The organism is Paenimyroides tangerinum (assembly GCF_003865405.1).
GTDB lineage: Bacteria > Bacteroidota > Bacteroidia > Flavobacteriales > Flavobacteriaceae > Flavobacterium > Flavobacterium tangerinum.
On the sequence record NZ_RQVQ01000016.1, the window covers coordinates 25,093 to 50,927 of the forward strand.

Below are 25,835 nucleotides of genomic sequence, written 5' to 3' on the forward strand. Positions count from 1 at the left end.
TTAATGTTACCTTCGACTCCGCTCAGGCAACATTAAAAGGATGCCGCTACAATCTGGGCTAAAACTTAAAACCTGCAAAATAATTCGTTTTGCAGGTTTTATTTTATTTCGACATTATAGAACAATCAACTCCGACAGAGTTCGAAACTCTGTCGGAGTTAAACTATTATTTCGTTATAACTTTTACTTTTTATCCTTACAACTTATACTGAACCGAAAATAAGAAAACTCTTGGTAAAATATAAGTATTCGAATTCACAATCTGAAAGTTTGAAAATGAAATATTATTTATTAATCCTGTATTAAACAAATTATTTCCTTGAATCATAAACAACCACGGACTGTTTTCTTTTTTATATTCTAACGAAACATTAGCTTGCTCGTATTTAATATTTGAAGTATTGTATTTACTGATATTGTAATTGTAATCACCTTTAAAAACAAAACCTTTTAAGAATTTGTAATCCACTCCGAAACTTAAATTATCTGCTGTTGATTTATTGTCATAAGACGATTTTAATTGTGAAAAGCTTTTATTGTAACCAATTCTGAAAGTTGGAATTTCTTTATAAAACGTTTTTACAGACAAACCAATTGATTGGTTATTACTTTGTGTTGGAATATCTATATTGTTGGTATTCTGAACATATTTATTGAAACTCAAATTTCCGTTTACGCCAAATTCCCATTTCTTAACACGTTGCGAAAAACTTCCGTACATACTCACTCGTTCATCCGGATTATTCGTCATAACCGTTTGGTAGAATAAATCGGTATTGGTAACCTGAACCTGATTTCTGATGGTATTATTCTGTTTATTATAATTAATCGAAGCCCAAATGCTTGAACCTTGATACAGATTAAATTTTGAATATCGCAAATTCAAGCTGTGATAACGCAAACTTTGCAACAACGCATTTCCTTGATAAATAGAATTAAAGGAGTAAATTTGATAACGGTTTGCATAACTATTCGCATCTAAAAAATCGTTAGTTAGATTATAATTAAAATTTAAACTTTCCGATTTATTAAAATCATAAATAGCTGTTACTGTTGGTTCTAAAAACCATTCATTGAATGTTCGTCTATCAGAAATTTGCTTGTTATGTAAATTGTAATTATTAAGTTGTAAACCAAAAGTTGTGGTTAATTTCTTGTACAACAATTTATATTCTAACCCTAAATAGGAGTTGAACAACTTATAATCTAAATCGTTTCCAAAACCTGCATCGAATAAACTTTGCGAAGTGTTTTCCAAAAGTTGATTACTTGCTGAATGCAACTTGGTCAAATTAGCATTTAAACCCAAGGTTGTGTAAATATGATGACGTTTACCTGCAATCCAGAAATGTTTAAAACTGGTTTGAATTTGATTGTTTTGTACTTTTTCGACTTGTTGTAACAAATAAAAATCGGCAGCTTGCAACGGAATATATTCTCCTAAAAAAGGTTGGTCTGCTCCCCATTGATAGGTTGGTTTCTCGTTTGAATAATTATGATTAAAAGCAAACGAACCTTTGTGTTTTTTATTAAAAGTTTTCTGATATTCAAACAACTGCGCAATAGCAAAATTATCGGCTTTAGAATGGGTTTCAAATAGCGTTTCTCTTAAATTATTTTGGGTTTGAATGCTGTTGTTTCGGTTGTTATTGGATAATGAAGTTTGAAAATTATAACTGTAATTGGTTGTTTTATTCTGACGAAAATCTGCAGAAATTCTTCCAGAAACCAAACTTGTTTTGGCTTTTCCGAACGTATTTCTGTTTTCAAAACTAATTTCGTTTTCTTGTAAATACTCAATTGATTGGTCACTTTGTGAACGAATCCAATTTTTGTTTGCCAAAACAAAAGCCTTTACATCCCAACGTTTACCAAACGAATAACGAAAATCGGTAGCTAAAAACTGATTTTTATTTTCGGTTACATTGGTGTTTGGTGTTGTGTAATTATATAAATTAATTAACGAATTGTTACTTTTGAGATACAAACTTTTAAAGCCTTCAAATCGGGCAATATCACCATAATCTAAAACCTGACCGCCGTAATTGTTTACGTTTAGAAAGGCACTCCAATTAATTTTTGGTGCATAATAAAACAACGAAGCGTGCGTTTCGTAATATTTATTATTGCCATAACCCAAACGCAAATCACCAAAAACAAACTGCTTTTTATCTTCTTTAAGTTTAATGTTCATCGCCAATTCATCAGAACCCGAAACCTCTTTCATGTGAGCTACCTCGTTAAAATGATCGATAACTTCTACTTTATCCACCGCATCTGCCGGAATGTTTTCTACGCCAATTTTAGTTCCGCCACCAAAAAAGCTTTTACCTTCCACCATAAATTGCGTTACGGTTTTACCTTGAACTTTTACTTGTCCGTTATCAGAAACCTCAACACCGGGAAGTTTTTCTAACTGTTCTTTAAGCTTGCGTTCATTACCGTTTACAAAAGCAGCTACATCATAAATTAACGTATCTTTTTTTACAATTACGGGTTGATAATCGTATTCAATAACAATTTCATCTAATTGGGTTTCTTGTGCTTGCAACACAAAATGGTAGGTTGTTATTGGGTTTTCGTTGGAATACGTGATTTTCTCACCAACAAAACCAATATAACTTACCGATATTTCGTAATCGGTTTCTTTTTCAAGTTCCAGTTTATAACGCCCCAAATGGTCGGCAATAGCAAACTTCATCCCTTTTTTACCACCCAATGGTTTTGCCATTACGTTGGTGTTTTCTAAGGGTTGCTCGTTTTGGTCTTTTACGGTACCAGTAATAGTTTGCGCTTGAAGTTGCAAGGTAAAAAAGAATAATAAAAGGATTAGGATTGGTGGTTTCAAGGGAAGGATGGGGTTAGTTATTGATTCTTAATATTCGATTTCATCGTATTCATAAATGGTCATCGACTTTTTCTTTAAAAGATCTAATGGAATTTCATAATTAACATCGAATTCTAATTTGGTTAATTGAAAAATAGTTTCATCTTGATTAACTGCTAAAACTACTAAACCTGGTAAGTTATTGTATTTTGACGGTCCGTAACTATATGGTAATTCTGGACAATACCAGGCTTCTATTTTAGAAAAAAGATTTGGATTTTCTTTACTAATTGATTTTATTTTACCAATAGCTTTAAAACAGGTATATCCGTTAATAATTTTACTTTCATCTAGTAATTCCCATACACAAGCATTATCATCTATAACAACTTTATCACCAATTAAGGGAGCATGACTATAAAATACATTTTTCTCTTTTAAATATAATACCGAATAATAAGCGTTTAATGTTATTGGAGTGTATATGAAACGTTCATCTGCAAATGAAGCAAAATCCTCTTTCGGTTCTAAACCATAATACGAGTATTTTGAATTAAATAAAACAATCAAATCAGAAAATTCTGCAAATTCATTAATCTCTTGGGTAAAATTTTCTGTAAAGCTAGAAGTATCACTAGCTAAAACTTTAAATGTATAGGTTGCTTTGTTTACTTTTTCTTGAGGTAAAATACTACTACAACTTAGAAACATTAAGTAAATGATAATTTTTTTCATATTTAAATGTTTTAAAAAAGGCACTTTTACGTGCCTTTTAAATTAACTTACAGTTATAGTATCATTTTTAGGACGTGGTGCAATATAATTTGCTTTCTTTCCTTCAACACATCCTTCGTAGTAAATTTGACCTGCTAATTTAGCTCCAGGAGATGATTTATCTTTATATTTTTCATTAATAAATTTATCTCTTTTGGCTGCACAGTCCTTATCTTCGTTTTTTGTTTCTGGTTTTGTTTCTGGTTTTGTTTGTGCATTCATTGTTCCTGTAAATGCAATCATTGCAATTGCTATAAAAAATATTTTTTTCATTTTATAAAAATTTAGGTTCGTTAGGTTTATTCTTAAAGTCGTAACCTAATTTAGCGACTATCATCATTTTTTATTATTCACCAAACAATTCTTTTGTAAACTTATGATATTCAGCAACATTTATAGTTTTTGCTTCTAATATATTTAAAGGAAGTTTTTCTGGTACATTGAACTCAATTTTTTCAAGTTTATAAGCAATTTCGTTGTTTTGAATTGCTAATACAACTAATCCTGGTAACCCTTGATACATATTTGGTCCAAACGGATAGGGTAATTCAGGACAATACCAAACTTCAGCAGTAAAAAATTTATCAGAATCATTTGTGTAATAATCCTTCGATTTACCTACAGCTTTGTAACATAAATATCCATCTATCATACGAGTTTCATCTTCATAAACCCATTTGTAAACATTATCATCTAAGATAACTTCATCTTTTAAAAGTGCATTTTCATATAAAAAAAAATTATTTTTTTTATTATAAAAAATTGGATAAAATGCACCAATCATAAAAGGAACCATTTCAAATTGTTCTTGATAGATATCATCGTTGTTTAATTTACCACTCAACATATAAAAAGAATAGTTTGAGTCGAAATAGACATTCAGCTCAGCATATTCAGCAAATTGATTAAGTTCTTCTCCACTCATTTTTCTTTGTTCAGAAACATTTTCTAGAATCATTTGAAAAGTATAGGTTGCTTTGTTTACTTGCTCTTGACCATAGATGGTATTAAAGAAGAATAATAAAAAAAGAATTGTTTTCATAGTAATTTATTTAGGTACATTTAAATGTTCATGTTATACACTAATAGCGAGACATACCATATTTTTGTTGTTGCAAGTCTGCACGGATTGCTTTTCTTCCATCCATACAGCCTATATAATAAATTACACCTGCATTTTTGATTTCTGCTTCTGTTTGTTTACCTTCTTTTCTAATTTTGGATTTATATTTATTCATCAAATCTGCACAAACTGTACTATCTTCAAAATCACTTTGTGCATTCGCACTTACTGTAAACGCTACCATAGCGATAGCTGCAAATAACATTTTTTTCATTTTATAAAAATTTAGGTTAGTTAGGTTTATTCTTAAAGTCGTAACCTAAATTTACCGACTATCTTAATTTTTTCCGGAAATTTCAGATAGCCAATAATAATAATAATACAAAACAATAACAACCAACAAATTAGATAAAAAATCTATTTTTTTGATATTGTCATGGAATATTTAAGTCAAAAACTGTTTTAACATTTAAAATTGTTGAATGTTTTTCTATAAAACAGAAATTTTAAAGAATACTAAAACATCATTTTTAGATTTAAAACACATTATTTTATGTTAAAAACGTTAAATTATATATTTTATTGTGTTTTTAGAAATTTATAATATTCGGCAATAGCAAACTTCATTCCCTTTTTTACCACCTAATGTTTTTGCCATTACGTTAGTGTTTTCTAAAGGTTGCTCGTTTTGGTCTTTTACGGTACCAGTAATTGTTTGCGCTTGTAGTTGCAAGGCAAAAAAGAAAAATAAAAGGTTTAGGATTGGTGGTTTCAAAATTCAAGTAAATTTTTACATTTTCATATATTCTTCTAAAGTTATTTCTTTAGAAATTTCTTTAAGTTTTTTTATGTTGTTTTCTAATTTAGGATTCTCAATATTTAATTCAATTTTAGATGCGCCATATGTATATTTTCCTCCCATATTATTAGCTTCTAAAATCACTCCTGGTAAACCGTAATAATTTCCTGGTCCATATGAAAATGGTAAATCTGGAGTAAACCAAACGATATGTGTGTTTGTTTTAACTTCGTCACCTAAATCGATAGTTTCAATGAAATAAGCTTTATAACAAGTGAAGTTTTGAATAGTTTTAGTTTCTTCTGTAATTATCCATTCATATGGTTTTTTGGAAATGATAAGATGACTACCTAGATGATGCATATATCTATAAAAAGTATCTTCATTAAATAAATTAAAATCATCTGGGTTCATTGTTCCTAATACGGTTAAAATTTTATCAGCACATCTGATGTTCGATAAATTATCTATAACAGCGTAAAATAAATATTGCTTGTTTGAAAATTGCATTTCATAACTAATTTCATCTGCTAATTCATCATAAAAACAATCTGGATTTTGAGATTTAAAAAATTTATATGATTCACTTTCCGTATTATATTCTTTTGTTACTTTATAAGTTATTTTTCCAGAAATAATTTGAGCAAAATTTTTGATTGTTATTAAAAAAAACAACATTAAAATAATTTTATTTTTCATTATTTTTTAGTTTAAACCGATAGAAATATTCTATCGGTTTATTTAAAATCTATCTAGGAGATATCACTTTAGCTTTAGGTCCTGTTGTAGTTTTACTTCCTTTATCTTCACCAGTTACCGGTCCATTCACACCGCTTCCATCAATACAATTTTTTTTTGCATTATCTGCCTCTGCTCTAGAATCTTCTATTGATTTACCTTCACTTCGATTTAGTGTATAAGACAATAACCAAATTTTAGAACAATCTTCTTCTCTTGAAAATTCTACGCTTTCAACAACTTCATTAGCCGCATTCGTACTTACTGTAAACGCAACCATTGCGATAACAGAAAATAACATTTTTTTCATTTTATAAAAATTTAGGTTAGTTAGGTTTATTCTTAAAGTCGTAACCTAAATTTACCGACTATCTTAATTTTTTCCGGAAATTTCAGATAGCCAATAATAATAATACAAAACAATAACAATCAGTAAATTAGATAAAAAATCTGTACTTTTAATATTGTTTTGAAAATTTTAAAAACAAAACTGTTTTAACATTTAAAATAGTTGAATGTTTTTCTATAAAACAGAACTTTTAAAGAATGGTAGAATACTATTTAACGGATGAAAAATACAACATTTTATGTTAAAAACGTTAAATAATATATTTTATTATGTTTTTTTAGAAATTTATAATATTCGGCAATAGCAAACTTCATTCACTTTTTGCCACCCAATGGTTTTGCCATTACGTTGGTGTTTTCTAAGGGTTGCTCGTTTTGGTCTTTTACGGTAAGCGTTTGCGCTTGAGATTGCAAGGCAAAAAATAAAAAAATTTGGATTGATGGTTTCAATTGATTTTGTTAATTATTTGATTTAAAATCAGGGAACATTTCGGGATTGTCTTTTTTAGCTTGCTCTACTTTTTGCAAATATTCTTCAATAGAAATAATAGGTAATTTAGGTAATTCAAACTTTTCTACTTCATTAAAAGTGATACTTTTTGCTAAATATGCTATATATTGCTCTTGTAATTCCAACACTGCACCAGGTAAATTGTTATAATTTTTAAAACCAGCTTCAAGTGGTATAGCTGGACAATACCAAACGGTCACAGGATAAAAACTACCTTTTGAATTTTCAATATTATTAGAGACTGCTTTATAGCATAAATAGCCTCCTATTTCTTTAGTTTCATCATAAAATTCCCATATATATTTAATATTCGTACTTAACAAATAATCAGATGCTGAATAAATATAATTTGAATTATAAAGAGAATAATTATTCTTTTTAATGTAATCATAAAAATCGGGGTTAAATAAGTCAATTAAAGAATATAAAACTGGATCTTGTTGAATATCATTAACTAAAGAACAAATAGAAACGTTATTATATTTTTCAAATAGTAACTCTGTATTCTCAGCATTTTCTTCTAATCTTCTATAAATTGGGTCATCTGTGATTTTAAAATTCTCTTCTATAAGTTTTATATCGTACGTGATTTTGATATTGTTAATCTGCGAAAAACAAAAAATCGGTAACAGAAAAAAAATTATAATTCTTTTCATTTTTTTATAAAGTTGGTTAAACATATAACTAAATTATCTTGTTTTTATTTTATAAAATACTAAAAATACAAAATAACATAAATCAATTAACTTAAAAAGTCTTATTTTTATCAAAAAAAAAAAAATGAAAAATGAAAAAGCTCTTGCTAAAATTGTTAATTCTTTTAGGATTGGTGAGTTGTGATAATACACAACAATCTGGTTCTTCAAGAGAAGTCAAAGTCGATGTTCCCAACGAAACTTTACTTGTTTCGAGTAAAGGAAGATTGGCAAATTTCAATTTAGAAACCAAAAAAATAACTTGGGAATATGTTTCAAAAGAAGATGCTGCTTTGAATCTAAACAGAAACTTGTTTTCATACGACAGCGAAAATATTTATCTACCGTTTGAAAGTGGTCGGTTTATATCTGCTCAAATCAATTCGGGCAAACTAAACTGGAATCTTGCACCACATACTACAAGTTACATGAACCAAATTATGGATGCTTCAATGGATGAAAATGGTGAAATTCAATTTGATGAACAATCGAGTGAATATGTCGTTTTCATGAGTCAACCTTTGATTTATGACGAATTTGTTTACATCGCTTCTTGCAAAAGAGACGCAACGAATAAATCTAAATTTTATATTTTCAACAAAAAAGACGGCAGCACGCACCTTGTTGATGAAAATTCGACACATTATAACTTTTTTAAACCAGTAGAAAATAACTCCAACATTTATACAACCTCAGCGGTTTATTTAGACATGCATTACAAGCATGGAACTTTTGCTGGTTACGGTTTATATGAAGATGCCGCTTTTGAAAATCCACTTTACATTCAAATTCAAGCAAACAAAAACAGGTTGTTTTTTGGAGATGATAAAGGTGTGATTTACGCTTTGGCAGTTGGTGAAATTGGACTTAAAAAGAAAGGTGATATTTCTGACCCAAAAAATAATTTCATCGACCGAAAGGATTTATTCGAATGGAAATATAAGTCTGAAAAATATCGATATGTTTATAATTTAAACACAGTTTTAACCAAGGATTTTTATATTGTGAATCTGCGTGCAGAAAATGAACAAAACGATGCAATCATTGCTTTAAACATTGAAAACGGCAAGGAAGCTTGGATTTATGAAAACGAAGGACAAATAGAAAATTGGCATTTGGTCAACGATAAGATTACTGCTTTTACGAATGATAAGCTTTTTATGATTGACCTAAATGGAAAACTACTTTTTGAATTACCAACAACTGACAAAAATCTGGCTCCAATTTCAAACATCGAAATAAACAACCAAAACAACCTCATTTATCTTTCAATTAATGGAATTGTCGAAGTAAATATCGAAACTAAAAAAACGGAACTTATCATTCCTTATGAATCGGAACCTGGAGGAATGGAACAAAATCAGATAAAATATTTTAAATAAAACAAAAACGAGTCCGATGTATTTCGGACTCGTTTTGTTTAATCAATGAAATATTTAAAACAATACAATTTCATTGATAACAATTTCAGTTACATAACGTTTATTTCCTTCCTTATCATCATAAGTGCGATAGGTTAATTTCCCTTCAACTGCAATCTCTTTTCCCTTTTCGATAAATTTTTCAATGATTTCGGCAACTTTACCCCAAGCAACCAAATTGTGCCATTGCGTATTTTCTACTTTCTCATTTTTATCGTTATAATAAACTTCATTTGTTGCTAAAGTTAGGGTTGCAACTTTTTTTCCTCCATCAAAGTTTTTAACTTCTGGATTGTTTCCTACACGTCCAATTAATCTAACGCTGTTTCTTAATGTACTCATGGCTTATAAATTTTGATATTAAACATTTGATTTGTTTCTGGAGCAAAGTTGCAACAGTTCTCAAATTTTATTCGGTTAATAATCATTTAAAATCGAATGTAAGTATTTGTTGTCGTTTGTTGTTGTTGGATTTTATTGATGAACCTCAACAAAAATCAAACTTGTACCTGAAAAAAGATTTAATACAATTTTATTAAAAGTTCTAAACGAGAATAGCTATTTTTGTGAAAATTAAATTTATGATTACTTCAAAATTTTCAAATACAGCTTATTTTTATAGTATTCTTGTTATTTCATTTCCAATTATTTCAGCATATTTTGTTCGAAAAATTTTGGGCTTTACAAACGGAGATTACAATTGGCAAATTATTTTATTTCTAGTTTTTGCTGCTATTCTAATTTTAGCTGTTGTGATTTGGGGATTTTTTGTAGAAATGAATGTTCGTATGGCAAAGTTTATTTTGGACGACGAAAAAATTGTCATTAAACAATTACTTGGAATCGGGACGCAACGCCAACACAATTGGAAAGACCTTCAAGGTTTTGTGATTCGAAGTTTTGTGACTCGTGGTCAACATCAAGAACATTTATATTTGATTAAAGAAAATAAATCTGTTGCCGTAATGTCGAGTTTATATATGAAAAATTATATGGAAGTTCGAAATCAAATTACACAACATTTAGAACTTTTAAAATAGTTAATAACGAGCGAAGAAATGACTTCGCTTTTTTTTTCGTCAAATTGAAATTTGTTTTGTAATTTTAAAAGAAAAAATGAGTAAAGTTTGCTTAGAATGTGGTGATAAAATAATTGGCAGAGAAGACAAAAAGTTTTGTAACGACAGTTGTAGAAACACGTTTAACAACAAACAAAACAAAGATGCCACCAATTTGATGCGTAATATCAACAATCGATTACGCAAAAATTATCGTATTCTGTGCGAATTAAATCCTGAAGAAAAATCAAAAACTACACGTTCAAAACTTTTACAAATGGGTTTTGAATTTGAATACTTCACTTCCATTTACACAACCAAAAATGCAACAACTTATTTTTTCGTTTACGACCAAGGTTATATGTTAATCGAAAATGATTGGTTTATTTTAGTAAAACGAAATTCGTAAATGTTTACAAATTTATTAGCTTTCCATTCCATTTTCAGATGGTTGGTTTTGGCCGCTCTTTTTGCTACTTGTATTCTTTTTGTTTACAAACACTTTACAAATAAAATACTAAGCCTAAAAGATTATCGTTTCTTGCAAGTGGTTTGTTTGATTCTAAATATTCAATTTATATTAGGTGTTTTACTATTTTCAAAAAGTCAATTAGCTTTATTATTTTGGGACAATTTTCAAGAAACCGTAAAATTACGTCAACCTCGTTTCTTCGGATTAGAACATCCGTCGATGATGATTCTTGGAATTTTATTATTCAATTGTTTCACGTTTAAAATCCGAAATAAAATCAACACAAAAGAAGCATTTACTTATTTCTCAAAAAGATTCATCCTTATATTAATCATCATTTTAAGCTCCATTCCTTGGTCATTTTCTCCATTAACGCATCGTCCGAATTATAGAAGTTTAGAATTAACTAATTTTTAGCCTAATTATTTATTTTCTATATACTGAAATTTAGTAATTTAGATAAATATGCTATAAAAAATGGAAAGACAAATAAATAAAGTAGAACTACGAAATCTTGAAATTGAAGATTATATCGAGCTTAAAAAATCAATGGTTCAATCTTACGAAGATGAAGACATTGAAGATTTATATTGGAAAAAAGATGAAATCAAACGTTTACTGAAAATTTTTCCTGAAGGACAAATTGTTATTGTAGTTGATGATGTGGTAGTTGGAGCGGCACTTTCTTTAATTGTTGATGAAACTTTAGCTCTATCTAATCACAAATACAACGATATCATTACCGATAGTAAATTTAAATCGCATAACGACGATGGCGATGTTTTATACGGAATTGATGTTTTCATAAATCCAGAATATCGTGGTTTACGTTTAGGTCGTCGTTTGTACGATGCGCGTAAAGAATTATGCGAAACCTTAAACTTAAAATCAATTATTTTCGCAGGACGAATACCAAATTATCACAATTACTCAGCAGAATTAACTCCGAAACAATATTTAGAAAAAGTAAAGAATACCGAAATTCACGATTCGGTAATTTCCTTTCAAATCAACAATGATTTTCATATCAAACGCTTACTCCGAAATTATCTCGAAGGCGACCATAGTTCGAAAGATTATGCAGTTTTATTGGAATGGAACAATATTGCTTACGAAAAAACACCAACCTTAATTAACGTTAAAAAAAGTGTGGTTCGTTTAGGTTTGATACAATGGCAAATGCGTTCGCTAAATAATTTAGACGAATTTTTTGATCAAGCTGAATTCTTTATAGATGCTGTTTCGGGTTACGAAAGTGATTTTGCTTGCTTCCCAGAATTGTTCATTGCACCGTTAATGGCTGATTATAATCATATGAGCGAATCAGAAGCCATTCGTGAAATATCTAAATTCACAGAACCGATTCGTAAAAAATTTCAAGAATTTGCAATTTCATATAACATCAATATCATTACTGGAAGTATGCCGTTTTTAGACGATGAAGACGAAATGCTTTATAATGTTGGATTTCTTTGCAAACGAGATGGTTCATCAGAAATGTATCGCAAAATTCATATCACTCCAAACGAACGAATGTACTGGGGAATGCAAGGCGGCGATGTCATTCAAACCTTTGATACCGATTGTGGTAAAATTGGAATTATCATTTGTTACGATGTCGAATTCCCAGAACTTTCACGATTAATGGGCGATCAAGGAATGGAAATTTTATTTGTTCCGTATTTAACCGATACACAAAATGGTTATACAAGAGTTCGAAATTGTGCACAAGCTCGTGCAATAGAAAACGAATGTTATGTAGCAATTACAGGTTGTGTAGGTAATTTACCAAAAGTAAATAATATGGATATTCAGTTTGGTCAAGCAGCTGTTTTCACTCCATCAGATTTTGCTTTTCCTACAAATGGTGTAAAAGCAGAAGCAACTCCGAATACAGAAATGACATTAATTGTAGATGTTGACTTAAATTTGCTAAAAGAATTACACGAACACGGTAGCGTTCGAATTAAAAAAGACCGCCGTACCGATTTATACAATTTAAGAGCCAAATGAAAAATATAAGTATTCTTGGTGGCGGCTGGTTGGGATTTCCTTTAGGAAAACAATTAGCTAAAAAACATCAAGTTAAAATAAGTACCACTTCAGAAAATAAATTAACCTTGTTTTCTGAAGCTGGTTTAAAACCTTTTTTGTTGGAAGTTCCGTCACACGAACAAATTACAACGAACAATTTTTTCTCAAATTGTGATATTCTGATTATAACTATTCCACCAAATCGCAAAAAAAGCGAAGCAATGGAATATGTTTCTAAAATGAATTGGATTATTTCACAGGCAGAAAAGCATCAAATTAAACAAGTTATTTACACCAGTTCTACATCGGTTTATGATGGTTTAGAAAACGAAGTTGATGAAACAACCATTTTAAAAGAAGATAATCTTCGTGCTAATGAAATTATCATCAATGAAGAAAACTTACTTGAAAACGTAAATTTTATAACAACCATTTTACGTTTAGGTGGATTATTCGGAGAAGAAAGACATCCAGTTAAATTCTTAGCTAAAAAAGAAGTTAACGAAAACGGAAACGAACCTGTGAATATGTTGCATTTGTACGATGCAATTGATGCCATTTTAACGGTAATTGAAAAACCAATCGAAAACGAAATTTACAACTTGGTTTATCCACAATACGATACCCGAGAAATTTTCTATAATAAAGCAGCAAATGAATTAAACTTATCATTAGCCAGTTTTAAAACCGTAGAATTTCCTAAAAACAGAAAAGTTTCAAGTGAAAAATTTCAAAATAAACACAAATTTACTTTCAAACATTTTTAAATAAAAACACCCATCTATCACTAGATGGGCATTTCCCTTATAAAACATAATAAAAACACTACTTTTTAATAGTTTGCAAATAATTTCTGAATCATCTACAAAACAAATATAGAAAATATTTTAAAATATTAACTATAAAAAAACATATTTAAAAATTAAAGTATAATATTTTTACATTATCATCAACACAAAAAAGAATACATTCGATTATTCTAGGTATTTTTCAAAAAACAATAAAACAATAGCAATAGTTCAAAATAATTTTTGAAGAATTCATTTTTTGGGCATTCCCTCGCAGAAAACATTTTATCTCAAAAATAGAAAAAGCCCAACTGCTCGGTCAGGCTTTTCGCTATATCTTTTATGTTTACTTCGGCTCCGCTCAGTCAACATTAAAAGGATGCCGCTGCAATCCCTAATGCGAAATAAGTCATAAAGTCAAAAGTTTATAAGTTTATAAGTTTTAAAGTTTTTAAAATTCAATCTAAATTTCGACTTTCATCTTTCATCTTTAAGACTAAATAACCATCGTTAACTGCAAACGTTTTTTAGCTACATCAACTTCCAAAACCTTAACCTGAACGTGTTGATGTAATTTAACCACTTCGTTTACATCACTTACAAAACCATCTTTAAGTTGCGAAATGTGAACCAAACCACCTTCTTTAATTCCTATGTCAACAAAACAACCAAAATTGGTAATGTTGTTCACAATTCCGTTGTAAATATTTCCAACAACCACCTCGTTAATGGTTTTTAAATTCGCATCAAACTCTAAAACTTTAGCGTTTTTACGCGGATCAATTCCTGGTTTTTCTAACTCTTTAACCAAATCTTGTAAATACAAAATTCCAAAATCGTTAGACACATATTTTTGTAAATCTATTTTAGCAATCAAATCTTTATTTCCGATTAAATCAGCTAAAGAAACTTTCAAATCTTTTGCCATCTTTTCAACCAATGCATAAGCTTCTGGATGAACCGATGAATTATCTAACGGATGTTCGGCATTAAAAATTCGAACAAAGGCTGCCGCTTGCTGATATGCTTTTTCACCTAAACGAGGAACTTTTTTTAATTGTTTTCTGTTGGTAAAAGCACCATTTTCTGCACGGAAATTCACTATATTTTCCGCCATCTTTTCACCAATACCCGAAACATAACTCAATAAGGACTTACTTGCCGTATTTAGGTTTACACCAACTTTATTCACCGAACGCATTACTACAGCATCTAACTCATTTTTCAATAAGGTTTGATCTACATCGTGTTGGTATTGCCCTACTCCAATTGATTTTGGATCAATCTTCACCAATTCTGCCAACGGATCTTGTAAACGACGACCAATAGAAACCGCTCCACGAACCGTTACATCGTAATTCGGGAATTCGTCACGAGCAATTTTAGAAGCTGAATAAACCGAAGCTCCAGCTTCACTAACCACAAACACTTGAATAGGATTATCGAAAGCTATCTTTTTAATAAAAAATTCGGTTTCTCTAGAAGCCGTTCCATTTCCAATTGCAATCGCATCAATCTTATACGAGTTAGCCATAGAACGCACTTTTTTTATAGCCATCGTAGTATCTTTTTGAGGTGCATGTGGAAAAATAGTTTCGTTATACAACAAGTTTCCATTTTCATCAACACAAACCACTTTACAACCTGTTTTAAAACCAGGATCGATAGCTAACACGCGTTTTTCACCTAACGGAGCGGATAATAACAACTGTGATAAATTTTCTGAAAAGACACCAATAGATTGCAAATCTGCTTTTAATTTAGCTTCTTGCAAAACCTCATTGGAAAGCGTTGGTTCTAATAAACGTTTGTATGAATCGGCAATGGCTTTTTCTATATGAACAGCTGTTTCGTGATTTGGATTTTTAATAATCGTTTCTTGCATAAAAGCCAAAGCTTCTTCTTTATCGATAGCCACATCCAACTTAACAAAACCTTCGTTAGTTGCACGTAACATAGCCAATAAGCGGTGTGATGGAGCTTTTACTAACGATTCGCTCCAATCAAAATATTGCTCGTATTTAGAAGCTCCTTCTTCGTCTTTCTTAGCTTTAACAACTTTGGTTGAAACGGTTGAATTACGTTGATATTTTCTACGTAAAGCTTTACGAACAAACATATTTTCGTTAATCCATTCAGCCATAATATCACGCGCTCCTTGCAAAGCATCGTCCTCATTCGCTACTTTATCATTCAAATATTTCGATGCAACAAAATCTAAATCGTTTACATTTTGCGACATCAACATTTTAGCCAAAGGTTCTAACCCGTTTTCACGAGCTGTATCGGCTTTAGTTTTGCGCTTCTTTTTGTACGGAAGGTAAATATCTTCCAATTCTGTTAAATCGTAACTAGCTTCGATTTTAGCTTTTAAAATGTCAGTTAATTGATTTTGCTCTTCAATTGATTTTAAAATAGCTTCTTTACGTTTGATGATTTCTTCAAAACGAGCCGAAGTTTTGGCAATCGTTTCAATCTGAACCTCATCTAAATTACCGGTTTGGTCTTTTCTATATCTAGAAATAAACGGAATGGTAGCATCTTCAGATAAAAGTTTCAGAGTATTTTCTATATTTTTTGGAGCAGTTTTTAAAAACTGTTGGATATATTGAATTACATTCATTAGGTCGGATTTAAAAAGCGAAAATACTACCTTTGCAGCAATTAAACCAAATATGAAATACGTATTCCTATATTTAATTATAATTAATTACATCGCATTTAGTATGTTTCATTTAGATAAGAAACGTGCTCGAAAAAACATGAAACGTATTTCTGAAAAAAACTTGTTAACCATTTGTGCTTTTGGTGGCACTTTTGGCGCTTGGTTAGCGATGAAGAATTTTAATCATAAAACCAGTAAAACTAGTTTCAAGATTCCGTTTTATATTATTGTAGTTATACAAACTGTAATTTTATTTTTAGTATTTAGAAGGTAAACATTTTTTGAGAAAATCCACTATAATGTAACTTCATCCAAACTTCTTATTTGCATATTTAATATCGTTTTCTTAGCTTTAGATATTATTCATATAACTATGTAATTTGAGTATGATTGATTTATAAAAATGATATAAATTTTTTATTTATTCAAATCTAGAAAAGTTATAAATTATAATGAATTCCTAATAAGAAAAAAGATCTTACGTGATATGAATAACAAAATGATTACTTTAATAACAGAAAAGATAATAAGTTGGCAAAAACGGGCACCGTTTTTAATTTTTATTCTTGCTGCTGTTGTTGGTACTTTCACAGGTTTAATAGGTTCATTATTTCAACTTTCTCTTAATTTCATCCTTAATTGGCATGAAAACTTTTCTAAATATTCACTGGAAATTCCTTATTATCTAAAATACTTTTTACTATTTATAATCCCTGCACTTATGGGTGCAATTTCTTTTTATTTAGTTAGAAAATATGCACCAGAAACCAGTGGATCTGGAATTCCCGAAGTCGAAGGAGCTTTAATGGATTTAAGACCTATTCGTTGGAAGCGCGTTTTACCAGTAAAGTTTGTTGGAGGTCTAGCGGCACTTGGTAGTGGAATGATTTTAGGTCGAGAAGGTCCAACAGTTCAAATTGGAGCTAATTTAGGAAAAATGGTTTCTGATACTTGTAAACTTGAAAATAAAGAGTCGCAACATACACTGATTTCAGCAGGTGCTGGTGCAGGAATCACAACTGCATTTAACGCTCCACTTGGTGGAATTTTATTTGTAATAGAAGAAATGCGTGCCGAATTTTCTTACACTAAATCATCCATTTTGGCAGTTTTTATTGGATGTATTTCTGCGTGTTTAACTTATCAATTAATCATAAACTCGGCACCTATTTTAACTATTTCAACGCCTAATTCAGTACCACTAAATAGTTTGTGGCTTTTTATTATTCTTGGTTTTGTATTAGGTATTATAGGTTCTTGTTCAAATTTTTTAATTTTAAAAACTCGCAGTTTTTTAGCGTCTTTTTACAATAAGAATAAATTCAATTTTATAATAACTGGCGCAGTTCTAGCCGGTACTTTTGGACTATTATTTTCATTTCGTTCAGAATTAGCTGGAGATGGTTTTAATGTTATTCCAAAAGTAGTTGAAGGCCTATATGGATTTTACCCTTTATTTCTGATTTTGATTTTTAGATTTTTTGCTACTATTATCTCATTTGGCTCTGGAGCTCCTGGTGGAATCTTTTCTCCAACAATGGCTCTAGGTGCCATTATAGGCGTTTTATTTGGTTTCATCATTCAGGATTTTTTTCCAAATTATGACATAAATCTTGCAACATTTACAATATTAGCAATGGCAGGATTATTTGCCGCAACAATTCGAGCTCCACTTACTGGAATTGTAATCGTAATGGAAATGACTAATGGTTATATGTTAATCTTACCATTAATTTTAACTTGTTCCGCTGCTTCTTTTATGGCTCAAACTCTAGGTTCTTCTCCTTTATATTCAGCTATACTTGAAAATACATTAAAAAATCAAAAATCAGTATAGTTTATATAATTTGTATGATTATTCAAATAATTTTCATCTCCTTTATTTCAGAAAATAAATGTATTACATTATTTCTAGCTTAATTACAATACGTTTCAGAAAACATATTTCAAGAAATGATAAAACAGCAAGTGCATTGGTTGTTTTATTATTCCTTGCAGTAGCCTTAATTTGCTATTCAAAATTTAATGAAATTGGATTGTATTTTTATCTGCTTTTTTTAGACCCAATTCTTTACCAACAAAAAAGAAATGACTTAGAGCTTTTAAAGATTCGAAAAAACTACAAATGGATTTTATTCGTTGAATACATTATTTACACTTTTCCATACTTAATTGTATTAATAATAAAACAAAAATATTACGGCTTAATATTGGTTTTAATGGTTAATTTCATTGTAATTCATATTCCTAAATTACAAATGAAAAACATCAAATATCCGTTTGATTTATTTAATCCGCATTGGCATATTACTTTTAGAAATTATAAAATAATTCTTTGGTTTCCATTATTATTAGTTTTAAGTTTTATGGGAATTAAACATCAAAATCCAAATATTCAAAATTTTGTCCTTTTAATAATTGCTATAATAATTTGTATTCCTTCATTTGAAAGAGAACGAATTGAGGAAATAAAGTACCATTCAAATAATTCAAAAAACTATTTAAAATCACAATTTATAAATAGTTTAATCAACACTTCTTTTATAATTGTTCCGATTGCTGTTTTTATATTATTTAATACTTTTAATTTACTAATTAGTTCATTAATTTTAGTCGTATATGTTTTACCATTAGTAAATATTATTTCGAAATATGCCTTTTTTCACCATCCTATTAAACAACAATTATTCTTAGTTTTTATGATAGTAAGTCTTGGAATTCCAATATTAAGCTTACCTTTTTTACTTAATAAAGCATTAAAAAATTTAAACGAAATAAAAAATGTTGAAAATAGAAATTAAAAGCAAAACTTATTCTAATGACATTGTTTTAAAAAATTTAGAATTAGAAATAACAGAACCAGGTCTTTATGGATTGATTGGTAAAAACGGTCAAGGTAAAACAACATTATTCAAATGTGCTTTAGGTTTAGAAAAATATGAAGGGAAATCTTATTTAGGAAAAGAAAAAGTTAGTTTAATTAATACAGCATTTTGCCCTGCAGAACCTATTTTATACGATGAATTAACTACTGAAGAATTCAATAAGTTCTACGCAAAATTATTTATGCTTGAACCTTCAAAAGATTATTTATTTGACTTACCAAAAGATAAACTTATCAAGCAATTTTCTACAGGAATGAAGAAAAAAACGTATTTGAATGCGCTATTTCAAAAAGATTTTTTAGTCTATTTTCTAGATGAACCTTTCAATGGTTTAGATATCGAAGCAAATTATATTTTATTGAATTATTTAAAAGAAAAATCAAAAACCTCAATAATTATAATTTCTTCTCACATTATCGATGTTTTATATAAAAACTGTAAAGGAATATATATGCTTAAAAATAATAAAACAACTTATTTCAATCATTTAGAATTTGACCAATTAGAAATAGCTTTTTTTAATAATCAATCATAAAAAACCGACTCAAAAAGAATCGGTTTTATATTTATTTAATAAAACGAATAATTGTAGGATAAAAATTCCTAATCGTTCCTTTAGAAATTCGAATTGCATTTATAATAGGGTAAATAAAATTTAATATGGGTAAAAGCATTGTTAGTAAAAATCCAAACTGATAATAAAACAAAATATCAGTTGCTTTTGAAAAAATTAAAATAGTAGAAATACTAAAAAGGATTATTACAAAAAGGATTATGGAAAATATAATTTGAAAATTAATTATATTTTTCCCTTGAGAATCAACACAATCAATTTTATTTCGATTTTTAATCCACAAAATAAGTGGAACAATAATATTTCCTAAAGGTAAAACATAACCTAATAATACAGATAAATGCAACCAAACGATAAATGAATTATCTTGTATTTTGTCAAAATTCACAATCTCATCTGGTGTTATTTCTAAAGCGTCGCATAATAATTTAAGAGTTGCTCCACGAGGTGTAGTTTCGTTGTTTTCGATACGTTGAATGGTTCTTACATTCACTTTAGAAAGTTCTGCTAATTGCTCTTGAGATAAAGCTTTTTGATTTCTGATTTGAGAAATTTTAATTCCAATGGTTTCCATAATTAATAGATTAAATTTTGTTTAGCAAAACTAATTTCATAACGAGAAGATGCTTACGTCACAAAGCCGACATTTACCCGACATTTGTGTCAAAGCTAACAAAATCAAGACTTTTATAAAAATTAAACCGATTCATTTCTGAATCGGTTTAATTTTTATAAATTCCAAAACTTGATTTAATAAAATCTAAAAACTCATTAATTGTTTGAAGTTCATCAATTTCTGGATAATTCTTTAAATAACTTTCTGGATTAGAATATTCAACTTCGTTATAACTATCATTATCTTGAATTTGAATAGAATAACTTATCCCATCTATAATTGACATTGGCTTTCCTATTATATGATAGATATATCCATCTTCAATAAAAATATCAGGTTTAGGAATAAATTTATACCAGATTTTTTGTTCAGATGGAAGATATTTCGCATGAGATAAAAATAAATTTAAAGCATTGAACTCCATGTTATAAATAGATTCTAAATCTAACTTCTTTACAAGTTTATTATTTTTTTTATCAACTGTTACGTAATAATATTCAGCCTTGTATTTATTAGAAGAATCATCAAAATAAAATATAAACAATTCTAATCCTGTTGAAATAGCGTATTTTTTATAAACTCTAATTTCTTTAGCATTATTTGAAATTGGTTCAATATTTAGTTGTTTCTCATATTCTGAAATTGACTGAGCATTAACAGAAATAGAAAAAATAAGAAATAATATTTGAGTTAAAGAACGCATTAAGAACAAGCAATCTTCCCTACTCTATTTGCGTGGCGCCCACCTTCGAATTCAGTTGTAAGAAAAGCTTCAACCATTTCTATTACTTGCGGAATGGCAGTAAAACGTGCCGGGATAGAAATTACATTCGCATCGTTATGTTGACGAGCCAAAACAGCGATTTCTTTAGTCCAACAAAGTGCGCAACGAACACCTTGATGTTTGTTTGCAGACATGGCAATTCCGTTACCAGAACCACAAATTACAATTCCGAAATCTACTTTTTTATCTTCTACATCTTGAGCTACTTTATGTCCGAAATCTGGATAATCAACAGAATCAAAAGTATCTGTTCCGTAGTTGATTACTTCAATTCCTTTAGCTTCTAACATAGCTACAAGAGCTTTTTTGTACTCTGGACCTGCGTGGTCGTTTCCGATGGCAATTTTCATGATTTATGTGTTGTGTTGTTGGAACAAAGATAATGAAAAGTTGGATAGTCTTAAAGTCTAAAGTTAGAAAGTCAAAATCTATATTGAATTGAAACGTATCATCCTAAACTTGATTATCTTCGTTCAGTCGCAAGCTCAGTTTCATTTCACGTATGTACGGCAATACATCTCGATGCGAAAGAAATAAAACAAACTTTTTTAAACTCTGTCGGAGTTGGCCTCTGAAAATTTTAATTCAATCAGGTTACACTTTATTTTAGCCCAGATTGAAGCGGCATCCTTTTGCTTTTAGTAAAAAGCAAAAGATATAGCGAAAAGCTGGAAATAGCTCCGTAAAAAACTATAAACCAAGCTCTTTTATAGAAATTTCACGCATCTCCCCTTTTCTTATTTTTCCGGAAATGGTCATCGGAAATTCATTGACAAACTTCCAATATTTAGGAATACGGTAATGTGCAATTTTTTGATCGCAATATGCACGTAATTCTTCTCCGGTTGCTTCTACTCCATCGTGTAATTTTACCCAAGCCATCACTTCTTCGCCGTATTTTTCACTTGGCACTCCGATTACCTGAACATCGACAATTTTGGAATGTGTGTACAAGAAATCTTCAATCCATTTTGGAGAAATATTCTCACCGCCACGAATGATTAAATCTTTGATTCTACCCGTAATCGTGATGTAACCTTCTTCGTCCATAGAAGCTAAATCACCGGTATGCATCCAACGCCCTTCGTCTAAAACCTCAGCCGTTTTAATAGGATCGTTCCAATATTTTAACATCACAGAATAGCCGCGCGTACACAACTCCCCTGATTCGCCGCGAGGAACTATTTTACCAGTTTCAGAATCAATAATTTTGATTTCTAAATGATCCATAACTGTACCAACGGTTGAAACTTGCTTTTCTAGAGGAACTCCGATTTTAGTTTGTGTAGAAACCGGTGACGTTTCAGTCATTCCGTAGCAAATACTAATTTCGTGCATATTCATTTCCGCTTGTACGCGTTTCATTACTTCTACTGGACAAGGCGAACCTGCCATTACTCCTGTTCGTAATGAACTCAAATCAAATGATTTAAAATTCGGAACGCCTAACATAGAAATAAACATCGTTGGAACTCCGTATAACGAAGTACATTTTTCTGCTTGAACGGCTTCTAAAGTTTTGGTAGCATCAAAACCTTCATTCGGAATTACCATACAAGAACCGTGAGTTACGCAAGCTAAATTTCCGATGACCATTCCAAAGCAATGATAAAACGGAACGGGAATACAAACGCGATCTTTTGTGGTGTATTTCAAACGTTCGCCAATAAAAAATCCGTTGTTTAAAATGTTGTGATGCGATAAAGTAACTCCTTTTGGAAATCCGGTTGTTCCGGATGTATATTGAATATTCACAGGATCATCGAACTGAACTGCTTTTTCGAAAGATTCTAATTCTTCATCAGAAATAGTTTCTGCAGATTGTAGAAATCCATCCCATTGTTCATTAAGATAAACAACTTGAGTTAAAGTTGGACATTCTTCGATAACACAAGAAAGCATTTCTTTATAATTACTTGTTTTATGTGTTACGGCAGAAACCATTAATGAAATTCCAGATTGATTGATTGCAAATTGAACTTCGTGCGGACGATATGCAGGATTTACATTTACTAAAATAACTCCAATTCGTGCTGTTGCAAATTGTAATAAAGTCCATTCAAAACAATTCGGAGCCCAAATCCCTACTCTATCACCTTTTAAAATACCAGCTGCAATTAAACTTTTCGCTACTTTTGTGGTATCGTTATAAAAAGTTTTATAATCTGCTTTATAATTCTGATGAACACTAACTAATGCATCGGCTGTAGGAAAATGTTCTACAATTTTCTTTAAATTTTGTCCGATTGTTTCACCTAACAAAGAAATTTCGGAAATTCCGTTAACATAAGAGATTGTATTCATAACTAATTGTTTTTTATTATATGTCAAATTACAAAAAACAATTAGCAAGACAACGGAATTAACACTGAAAATTTCACAAAAATATAACTAAAAAAATATGTGATTTTTAAAAAATAGATTCAAATTCAATTCTAGAAAAACATACATTGGAATGGTTTATGATACAAACATTCCGATAATTTTAAAATAAGGTTAACTTGATAAAAACGAGATTTCAACTTTATTTTCGTAATTTTAAAAAATAATAGAAAAATGAATGTCACTTTTAATTCCGTATTGATATTCATTGATTAACAGAAAAAATGACAAAACAAATAAAAAAATTAGGCAAAAAGGATAAAGATTTTTCAGGAAAGATTCTGAAATTACTATCTAAAAATCCAAGCAAAGCTTATAACTATAAACAAATTGCAGCTGCTTTTGAGGTTGATGATACCAAAAGTAGAAACGAAATCATCAAAGAATTAAAGTATTTAACTTCTAAGGAAAAGGTTGAAGAAATCGAACGTGGAAAGTTCCAAATTGTTGTAACAACTGATTATATCGAAGGAAAAATTGATATGACTTCTAGAAAAACAGCTTATTTGGTTTCACCAGATTTAGAAGAAGATGTTTTTATTCCAACAAATAATCTAAACAAAGCATTAGACAAAGACACCGTTAAGGCATATATTTTCAACAAGCGAAAAGGTAAAAAACCTGAAGCTGAAGTTGTTGAAATTATTCAACGTCATAAAACTGAATTTGTCGGTGTATTACAAGTCAATAAAACTTTTGGATTTGTGGTCAATGCAAATCCAAAAATGTATGCGGATTTCTTTATTTCGAAAGAAAAATTTAATGGGGCAGAAGATGGTGATGTCGTTTTAGTTGAAATGACTGATTGGCCAGCAAAAGCGAATAATCCGTATGGAAAAATCATTAAAGTTTTAGGTAAACAAGGTGAACATAACACTGAAATTCACGCTATTTTAGCTGAATACGGATTACCAAGTGATTTCCCAATTGATGTTGAAACCTACGCACAACGTTTAGACACTTCAATTACCGAAGAAGAAATTGCAAAACGTAGAGATATGCGCGATGTCTTAACTTTTACAATCGACCCACGTGATGCAAAAGATTTTGATGATGCTTTATCGTTTCAGCAATTAGAAAATGGAAACTACGAAATTGGAATTCATATTGCCGATGTTTCGCATTACGTCCAAGAAGGAACCGTTTTAGATGCAGAAGCTTATCAACGTGCAACTTCAGTTTATTTAGTTGATAGAGTAGTGCCGATGTTACCTGAAGTACTTTCGAATTTTGCTTGTTCGTTACGTCCAAATGAAGAAAAATACACATTCTCAGCTGTTTTTGAATTAAACAACAAAGCTGAAATTGTAAATAAATGGTTTGGCAGAACGGTTACGTATTCTGACAAACGAATGGCTTATGAAGAAGCTCAGGTAATTATCGAAACAAAAGGAAATACAATTCCAGCAGAAATTTCGATAACAGGCGAGGAGCAAATCATTGAAAAACCAATCGTTGATGCTATTCTAAAAATGGATGACTTAGCTAAAATTTTACGTTCGAAACGAATGGCAAACGGAGCGATTTCATTTGATAAAGTAGAGGTGAAGTTTCACTTAAACGAACAAGACGAACCGACGGGAGTTTATTTTAAAGTTTCGAAAGATGCGAATCATCTGATTGAGGAATTTATGCTTTTGGCAAATCGTAAAGTTTCTGAATTCATCGGTAAACAAAAGAAAACTTTCATTTATCGTATTCACGACGAACCAGATACAGATAAATTGTTTAATCTACAAACGGTAATAAATCGTTTTGGTTATAGTTTAAATTTCAAATCAAAAGAAACTATTTCTAAATCATTAAACGAATTACTGGTTAATGTGAACGGTAAAAAAGAACAAAATATGGTTGATACCTTAGCGATTCGTACGATGAGTAAAGCCGTTTATTCTTCAGAGAATATCGGTCATTACGGATTAGCTTTTGATTATTATTCACATTTTACGTCGCCGATTCGTAGATATCCAGATGTTATTGCGCACCGTTTATTACAACATTATTTAGATAACGGAGCTTCTGTTAACGAAGATGAAATCGAAGAAAAAGCAGTTCATTGTTCACAAATGGAAGGTTTAGCATCGAGTGCAGAACGTGATAGCGTAAAATATATGCAAGTGAAGTTTATGCAAGACCATAAAGATGAAGAATTTTTAGGTGTGATTTCTGGTGTAACTGAATGGGGAATTTATGTTGAAATCGTAGAAAACAAATGCGAAGGAATGGTTCGTATTCGTGAAATAAAAGGTGATTACTACGTTTTTGACCCAGAGCAATATGCAATGGTTGGCGAAACTACTAAAGATGTTTTACAACTTGGAGATGAAGTAATTGTAAAAGTGAAAAACGCCGATTTAGTTAAAAAACAATTAGATTTTAATTTTATTAGAAAAGCTTAGTT

At 30.0% G+C, this 25,835-nt stretch carries 27 protein-coding genes; 11 read left to right on the top strand and 16 right to left on the bottom strand.

Annotation, left to right across the window (positions count from 1 at the left end):
* Positions 1-196: 196 nt before the first annotated feature.
* The 10 genes from EG240_RS08490 to EG240_RS08530 all read right to left on the bottom strand — a co-directional run bounded on the left by EG240_RS08490 (position 197) and on the right by EG240_RS08530 (position 7,716).
* On the bottom strand, positions 197-2,848 hold the full coding sequence (locus tag EG240_RS08490) for a carboxypeptidase-like regulatory domain-containing protein (RefSeq protein WP_158612010.1): 2,652 nt from the start codon (positions 2,846-2,848) through the stop codon (positions 197-199).
* 27 nt (positions 2,849-2,875) lie between these two features.
* Complete coding sequence (locus EG240_RS08495) at positions 2,876-3,562, bottom strand: GLPGLI family protein (protein WP_125018965.1); 687 nt, start codon at positions 3,560-3,562, stop codon at positions 2,876-2,878.
* 42 nt (positions 3,563-3,604) lie between these two features.
* On the bottom strand, positions 3,605-3,874 hold the full coding sequence (locus tag EG240_RS08500; RefSeq protein WP_125018966.1) for a hypothetical protein: 270 nt from the start codon (positions 3,872-3,874) through the stop codon (positions 3,605-3,607).
* A gap of 73 nt (positions 3,875-3,947) precedes the next feature.
* Positions 3,948-4,643 (bottom strand): GLPGLI family protein, encoded by a 696-nt coding sequence (locus tag EG240_RS08505; protein ID WP_125018967.1) that lies wholly within the window; start codon positions 4,641-4,643, stop codon positions 3,948-3,950.
* A 40-nt stretch (positions 4,644-4,683) separates the two neighbouring features.
* Entirely contained in the window at positions 4,684-4,938 is a 255-nt protein-coding gene (locus EG240_RS08510) for a hypothetical protein (protein WP_125018968.1), read from the bottom strand.
* Positions 4,939-5,262: 324 nt separating this feature from the next.
* Entirely contained in the window at positions 5,263-5,439 is a 177-nt protein-coding gene (locus EG240_RS08515) for a carboxypeptidase regulatory-like domain-containing protein (RefSeq protein ID WP_125018969.1), read from the bottom strand.
* A gap of 15 nt (positions 5,440-5,454) precedes the next feature.
* The gene (locus EG240_RS08520; RefSeq protein ID WP_125018970.1) at positions 5,455-6,162 is read right to left on the bottom strand and encodes a GLPGLI family protein; all 708 of its coding nucleotides are present in this window, start codon (positions 6,160-6,162) and stop codon (positions 5,455-5,457) included.
* 49 nt (positions 6,163-6,211) lie between these two features.
* A complete protein-coding gene (locus EG240_RS08525) occupies positions 6,212-6,511 on the bottom strand; it encodes a hypothetical protein (protein WP_125018971.1) in 300 nt (99 codons plus the stop codon).
* Between the two features lie 353 nt (positions 6,512-6,864).
* The gene (locus EG240_RS16960; protein ID WP_262674703.1) at positions 6,865-6,999 is read right to left on the bottom strand and encodes a hypothetical protein; all 135 of its coding nucleotides are present in this window, start codon (positions 6,997-6,999) and stop codon (positions 6,865-6,867) included.
* A 9-nt stretch (positions 7,000-7,008) separates the two neighbouring features.
* Complete coding sequence (locus tag EG240_RS08530) at positions 7,009-7,716, bottom strand: GLPGLI family protein (RefSeq protein ID WP_158612011.1); 708 nt, start codon at positions 7,714-7,716, stop codon at positions 7,009-7,011.
* Between the two features lie 131 nt (positions 7,717-7,847).
* Between EG240_RS08530 and EG240_RS08535 the strand changes: the two genes are divergently transcribed.
* Entirely contained in the window at positions 7,848-9,137 is a 1,290-nt protein-coding gene (locus EG240_RS08535) for an outer membrane protein assembly factor BamB family protein (protein WP_125018973.1), read from the top strand.
* 54 nt (positions 9,138-9,191) lie between these two features.
* Here EG240_RS08535 and EG240_RS08540 read toward each other — a convergent pair whose 3' ends face one another.
* Positions 9,192-9,518 (bottom strand): single-stranded DNA-binding protein, encoded by a 327-nt coding sequence (locus EG240_RS08540; RefSeq protein WP_125018974.1) that lies wholly within the window; start codon positions 9,516-9,518, stop codon positions 9,192-9,194.
* Positions 9,519-9,757: 239 nt separating this feature from the next.
* Here EG240_RS08540 and EG240_RS08545 point away from each other — a divergent pair, with 239 nt between their 5' ends.
* The 5 genes from EG240_RS08545 (at position 9,758) to EG240_RS08565 (ending at position 13,507) form a co-directional block, all read left to right on the top strand.
* Positions 9,758-10,216: a hypothetical protein gene (locus EG240_RS08545; protein WP_125018975.1), complete on the top strand. Its 459-nt coding sequence runs from the start codon at positions 9,758-9,760 to the stop codon at positions 10,214-10,216.
* 76 nt (positions 10,217-10,292) lie between these two features.
* Positions 10,293-10,643 carry a hypothetical protein gene (locus EG240_RS08550; RefSeq protein WP_125018976.1) on the top strand — a complete coding sequence of 117 codons (351 nt, stop codon included), beginning with the start codon at positions 10,293-10,295 and terminating at the stop codon, positions 10,641-10,643.
* Positions 10,644-11,123, top strand: a complete 480-nt coding sequence (locus tag EG240_RS08555; RefSeq protein WP_125018977.1) for a hypothetical protein — start codon at positions 10,644-10,646, stop codon at positions 11,121-11,123.
* Between the two features lie 60 nt (positions 11,124-11,183).
* Complete coding sequence (locus tag EG240_RS08560; protein WP_125018978.1) at positions 11,184-12,719, top strand: bifunctional GNAT family N-acetyltransferase/carbon-nitrogen hydrolase family protein; 1,536 nt, start codon at positions 11,184-11,186, stop codon at positions 12,717-12,719.
* Complete coding sequence (locus EG240_RS08565; RefSeq protein WP_125018979.1) at positions 12,716-13,507, top strand: NAD(P)H-binding protein; 792 nt, start codon at positions 12,716-12,718, stop codon at positions 13,505-13,507. Before EG240_RS08560 ends, EG240_RS08565 begins: the two co-directional genes overlap by 4 nt.
* Positions 13,508-14,024: 517 nt before the next feature.
* Here EG240_RS08565 and EG240_RS08570 read toward each other — a convergent pair.
* The gene (locus EG240_RS08570) at positions 14,025-16,151 is read right to left on the bottom strand and encodes a Tex family protein (RefSeq protein ID WP_125018980.1); all 2,127 of its coding nucleotides are present in this window, start codon (positions 16,149-16,151) and stop codon (positions 14,025-14,027) included.
* Positions 16,152-16,203: 52 nt separating this feature from the next.
* Between EG240_RS08570 and EG240_RS08575 the strand changes: the two genes are divergently transcribed.
* From EG240_RS08575 to EG240_RS08590, 4 genes are all read left to right on the top strand, one after another.
* Positions 16,204-16,467, top strand: a complete 264-nt coding sequence (locus EG240_RS08575) for a DUF1294 domain-containing protein (RefSeq protein ID WP_125018981.1) — start codon at positions 16,204-16,206, stop codon at positions 16,465-16,467.
* A gap of 225 nt (positions 16,468-16,692) precedes the next feature.
* Positions 16,693-18,030: a H(+)/Cl(-) exchange transporter ClcA gene (clcA, locus tag EG240_RS08580; protein ID WP_158612012.1), complete on the top strand. Its 1,338-nt coding sequence runs from the start codon at positions 16,693-16,695 to the stop codon at positions 18,028-18,030.
* Between the two features lie 58 nt (positions 18,031-18,088).
* On the top strand, positions 18,089-18,994 hold the full coding sequence (locus tag EG240_RS08585; protein WP_125018983.1) for a hypothetical protein: 906 nt from the start codon (positions 18,089-18,091) through the stop codon (positions 18,992-18,994).
* A complete protein-coding gene (locus EG240_RS08590) occupies positions 18,975-19,613 on the top strand; it encodes an ATP-binding cassette domain-containing protein (protein ID WP_125018984.1) in 639 nt (212 codons plus the stop codon). The genes EG240_RS08585 and EG240_RS08590 overlap by 20 nt, the downstream gene beginning before the upstream one ends.
* 31 nt (positions 19,614-19,644) lie before the next feature.
* Here the strand turns inward: EG240_RS08590 and EG240_RS08595 are convergent, their stop codons facing one another.
* The 4 genes from EG240_RS08595 to EG240_RS08610 all read right to left on the bottom strand — a co-directional run bounded on the left by EG240_RS08595 (position 19,645) and on the right by EG240_RS08610 (position 23,356).
* Positions 19,645-20,226: a helix-turn-helix domain-containing protein gene (locus EG240_RS08595; protein ID WP_125018985.1), complete on the bottom strand. Its 582-nt coding sequence runs from the start codon at positions 20,224-20,226 to the stop codon at positions 19,645-19,647.
* Between the two features lie 148 nt (positions 20,227-20,374).
* The gene (locus EG240_RS08600; protein ID WP_125018986.1) at positions 20,375-20,971 is read right to left on the bottom strand and encodes a hypothetical protein; all 597 of its coding nucleotides are present in this window, start codon (positions 20,969-20,971) and stop codon (positions 20,375-20,377) included.
* The gene (rpiB, locus tag EG240_RS08605; RefSeq protein WP_125018987.1) at positions 20,971-21,402 is read right to left on the bottom strand and encodes a ribose 5-phosphate isomerase B; all 432 of its coding nucleotides are present in this window, start codon (positions 21,400-21,402) and stop codon (positions 20,971-20,973) included. Before rpiB ends, EG240_RS08600 begins: the two co-directional genes overlap by 1 nt.
* 340 nt (positions 21,403-21,742) lie before the next feature.
* A complete protein-coding gene (locus EG240_RS08610; protein ID WP_125018988.1) occupies positions 21,743-23,356 on the bottom strand; it encodes an AMP-binding protein in 1,614 nt (537 codons plus the stop codon).
* A gap of 302 nt (positions 23,357-23,658) precedes the next feature.
* On the opposite strand from EG240_RS08610, the gene rnr reads away from it, so the two are divergent.
* Positions 23,659-25,833 (top strand): ribonuclease R, encoded by a 2,175-nt coding sequence (gene rnr, locus EG240_RS08615; protein WP_125018989.1) that lies wholly within the window; start codon positions 23,659-23,661, stop codon positions 25,831-25,833.
* Positions 25,834-25,835 lie beyond the last annotated feature (2 nt).

Bases quoted from the DNA above. Each gene is read 5' to 3' on its own strand.
- rpiB (WP_125018987.1), bottom strand. From the start codon at position 21,402: ATGAAAATTGCCATCGGAAACGACCACGCAGGTCCAGAGTACAAAAAA.
- EG240_RS08570 (WP_125018980.1), bottom strand. From the start codon at position 16,151: ATGAATGTAATTCAATATATCCAACAGTTTTTAAAAACTGCTCCAAAA.
- EG240_RS08600 (WP_125018986.1), bottom strand. From the start codon at position 20,971: ATGCGTTCTTTAACTCAAATATTATTTCTTATTTTTTCTATTTCTGTT.
- rnr (WP_125018989.1), top strand. From the start codon at position 23,659: ATGACAAAACAAATAAAAAAATTAGGCAAAAAGGATAAAGATTTTTCA.
- EG240_RS08585 (WP_125018983.1), top strand. From the start codon at position 18,089: ATGTATTACATTATTTCTAGCTTAATTACAATACGTTTCAGAAAACAT.
- EG240_RS08510 (WP_125018968.1), bottom strand. From the start codon at position 4,938: ATGAAAAAAATGTTATTTGCAGCTATCGCTATGGTAGCGTTTACAGTA.
- EG240_RS08560 (WP_125018978.1), top strand. From the start codon at position 11,184: ATGGAAAGACAAATAAATAAAGTAGAACTACGAAATCTTGAAATTGAA.
- EG240_RS08555 (WP_125018977.1), top strand. From the start codon at position 10,644: ATGTTTACAAATTTATTAGCTTTCCATTCCATTTTCAGATGGTTGGTT.
- EG240_RS08610 (WP_125018988.1), bottom strand. From the start codon at position 23,356: ATGAATACAATCTCTTATGTTAACGGAATTTCCGAAATTTCTTTGTTA.
- EG240_RS08590 (WP_125018984.1), top strand. From the start codon at position 18,975: ATGTTGAAAATAGAAATTAAAAGCAAAACTTATTCTAATGACATTGTT.
- EG240_RS08540 (WP_125018974.1), bottom strand. From the start codon at position 9,518: ATGAGTACATTAAGAAACAGCGTTAGATTAATTGGACGTGTAGGAAAC.
- EG240_RS08535 (WP_125018973.1), top strand. From the start codon at position 7,848: ATGAAAAAGCTCTTGCTAAAATTGTTAATTCTTTTAGGATTGGTGAGT.
- EG240_RS08500 (WP_125018966.1), bottom strand. From the start codon at position 3,874: ATGAAAAAAATATTTTTTATAGCAATTGCAATGATTGCATTTACAGGA.
- EG240_RS08565 (WP_125018979.1), top strand. From the start codon at position 12,716: ATGAAAAATATAAGTATTCTTGGTGGCGGCTGGTTGGGATTTCCTTTA.
- EG240_RS08525 (WP_125018971.1), bottom strand. From the start codon at position 6,511: ATGAAAAAAATGTTATTTTCTGTTATCGCAATGGTTGCGTTTACAGTA.
- clcA (WP_158612012.1), top strand. From the start codon at position 16,693: ATGATTACTTTAATAACAGAAAAGATAATAAGTTGGCAAAAACGGGCA.
- EG240_RS08495 (WP_125018965.1), bottom strand. From the start codon at position 3,562: ATGAAAAAAATTATCATTTACTTAATGTTTCTAAGTTGTAGTAGTATT.
- EG240_RS08545 (WP_125018975.1), top strand. From the start codon at position 9,758: ATGATTACTTCAAAATTTTCAAATACAGCTTATTTTTATAGTATTCTT.
- EG240_RS08530 (WP_158612011.1), bottom strand. From the start codon at position 7,716: ATGAAAAGAATTATAATTTTTTTTCTGTTACCGATTTTTTGTTTTTCG.
- EG240_RS08550 (WP_125018976.1), top strand. From the start codon at position 10,293: ATGAGTAAAGTTTGCTTAGAATGTGGTGATAAAATAATTGGCAGAGAA.
- EG240_RS08505 (WP_125018967.1), bottom strand. From the start codon at position 4,643: ATGAAAACAATTCTTTTTTTATTATTCTTCTTTAATACCATCTATGGT.
- EG240_RS08595 (WP_125018985.1), bottom strand. From the start codon at position 20,226: ATGGAAACCATTGGAATTAAAATTTCTCAAATCAGAAATCAAAAAGCT.
- EG240_RS08575 (WP_125018981.1), top strand. From the start codon at position 16,204: ATGAAATACGTATTCCTATATTTAATTATAATTAATTACATCGCATTT.
- EG240_RS08520 (WP_125018970.1), bottom strand. From the start codon at position 6,162: ATGAAAAATAAAATTATTTTAATGTTGTTTTTTTTAATAACAATCAAA.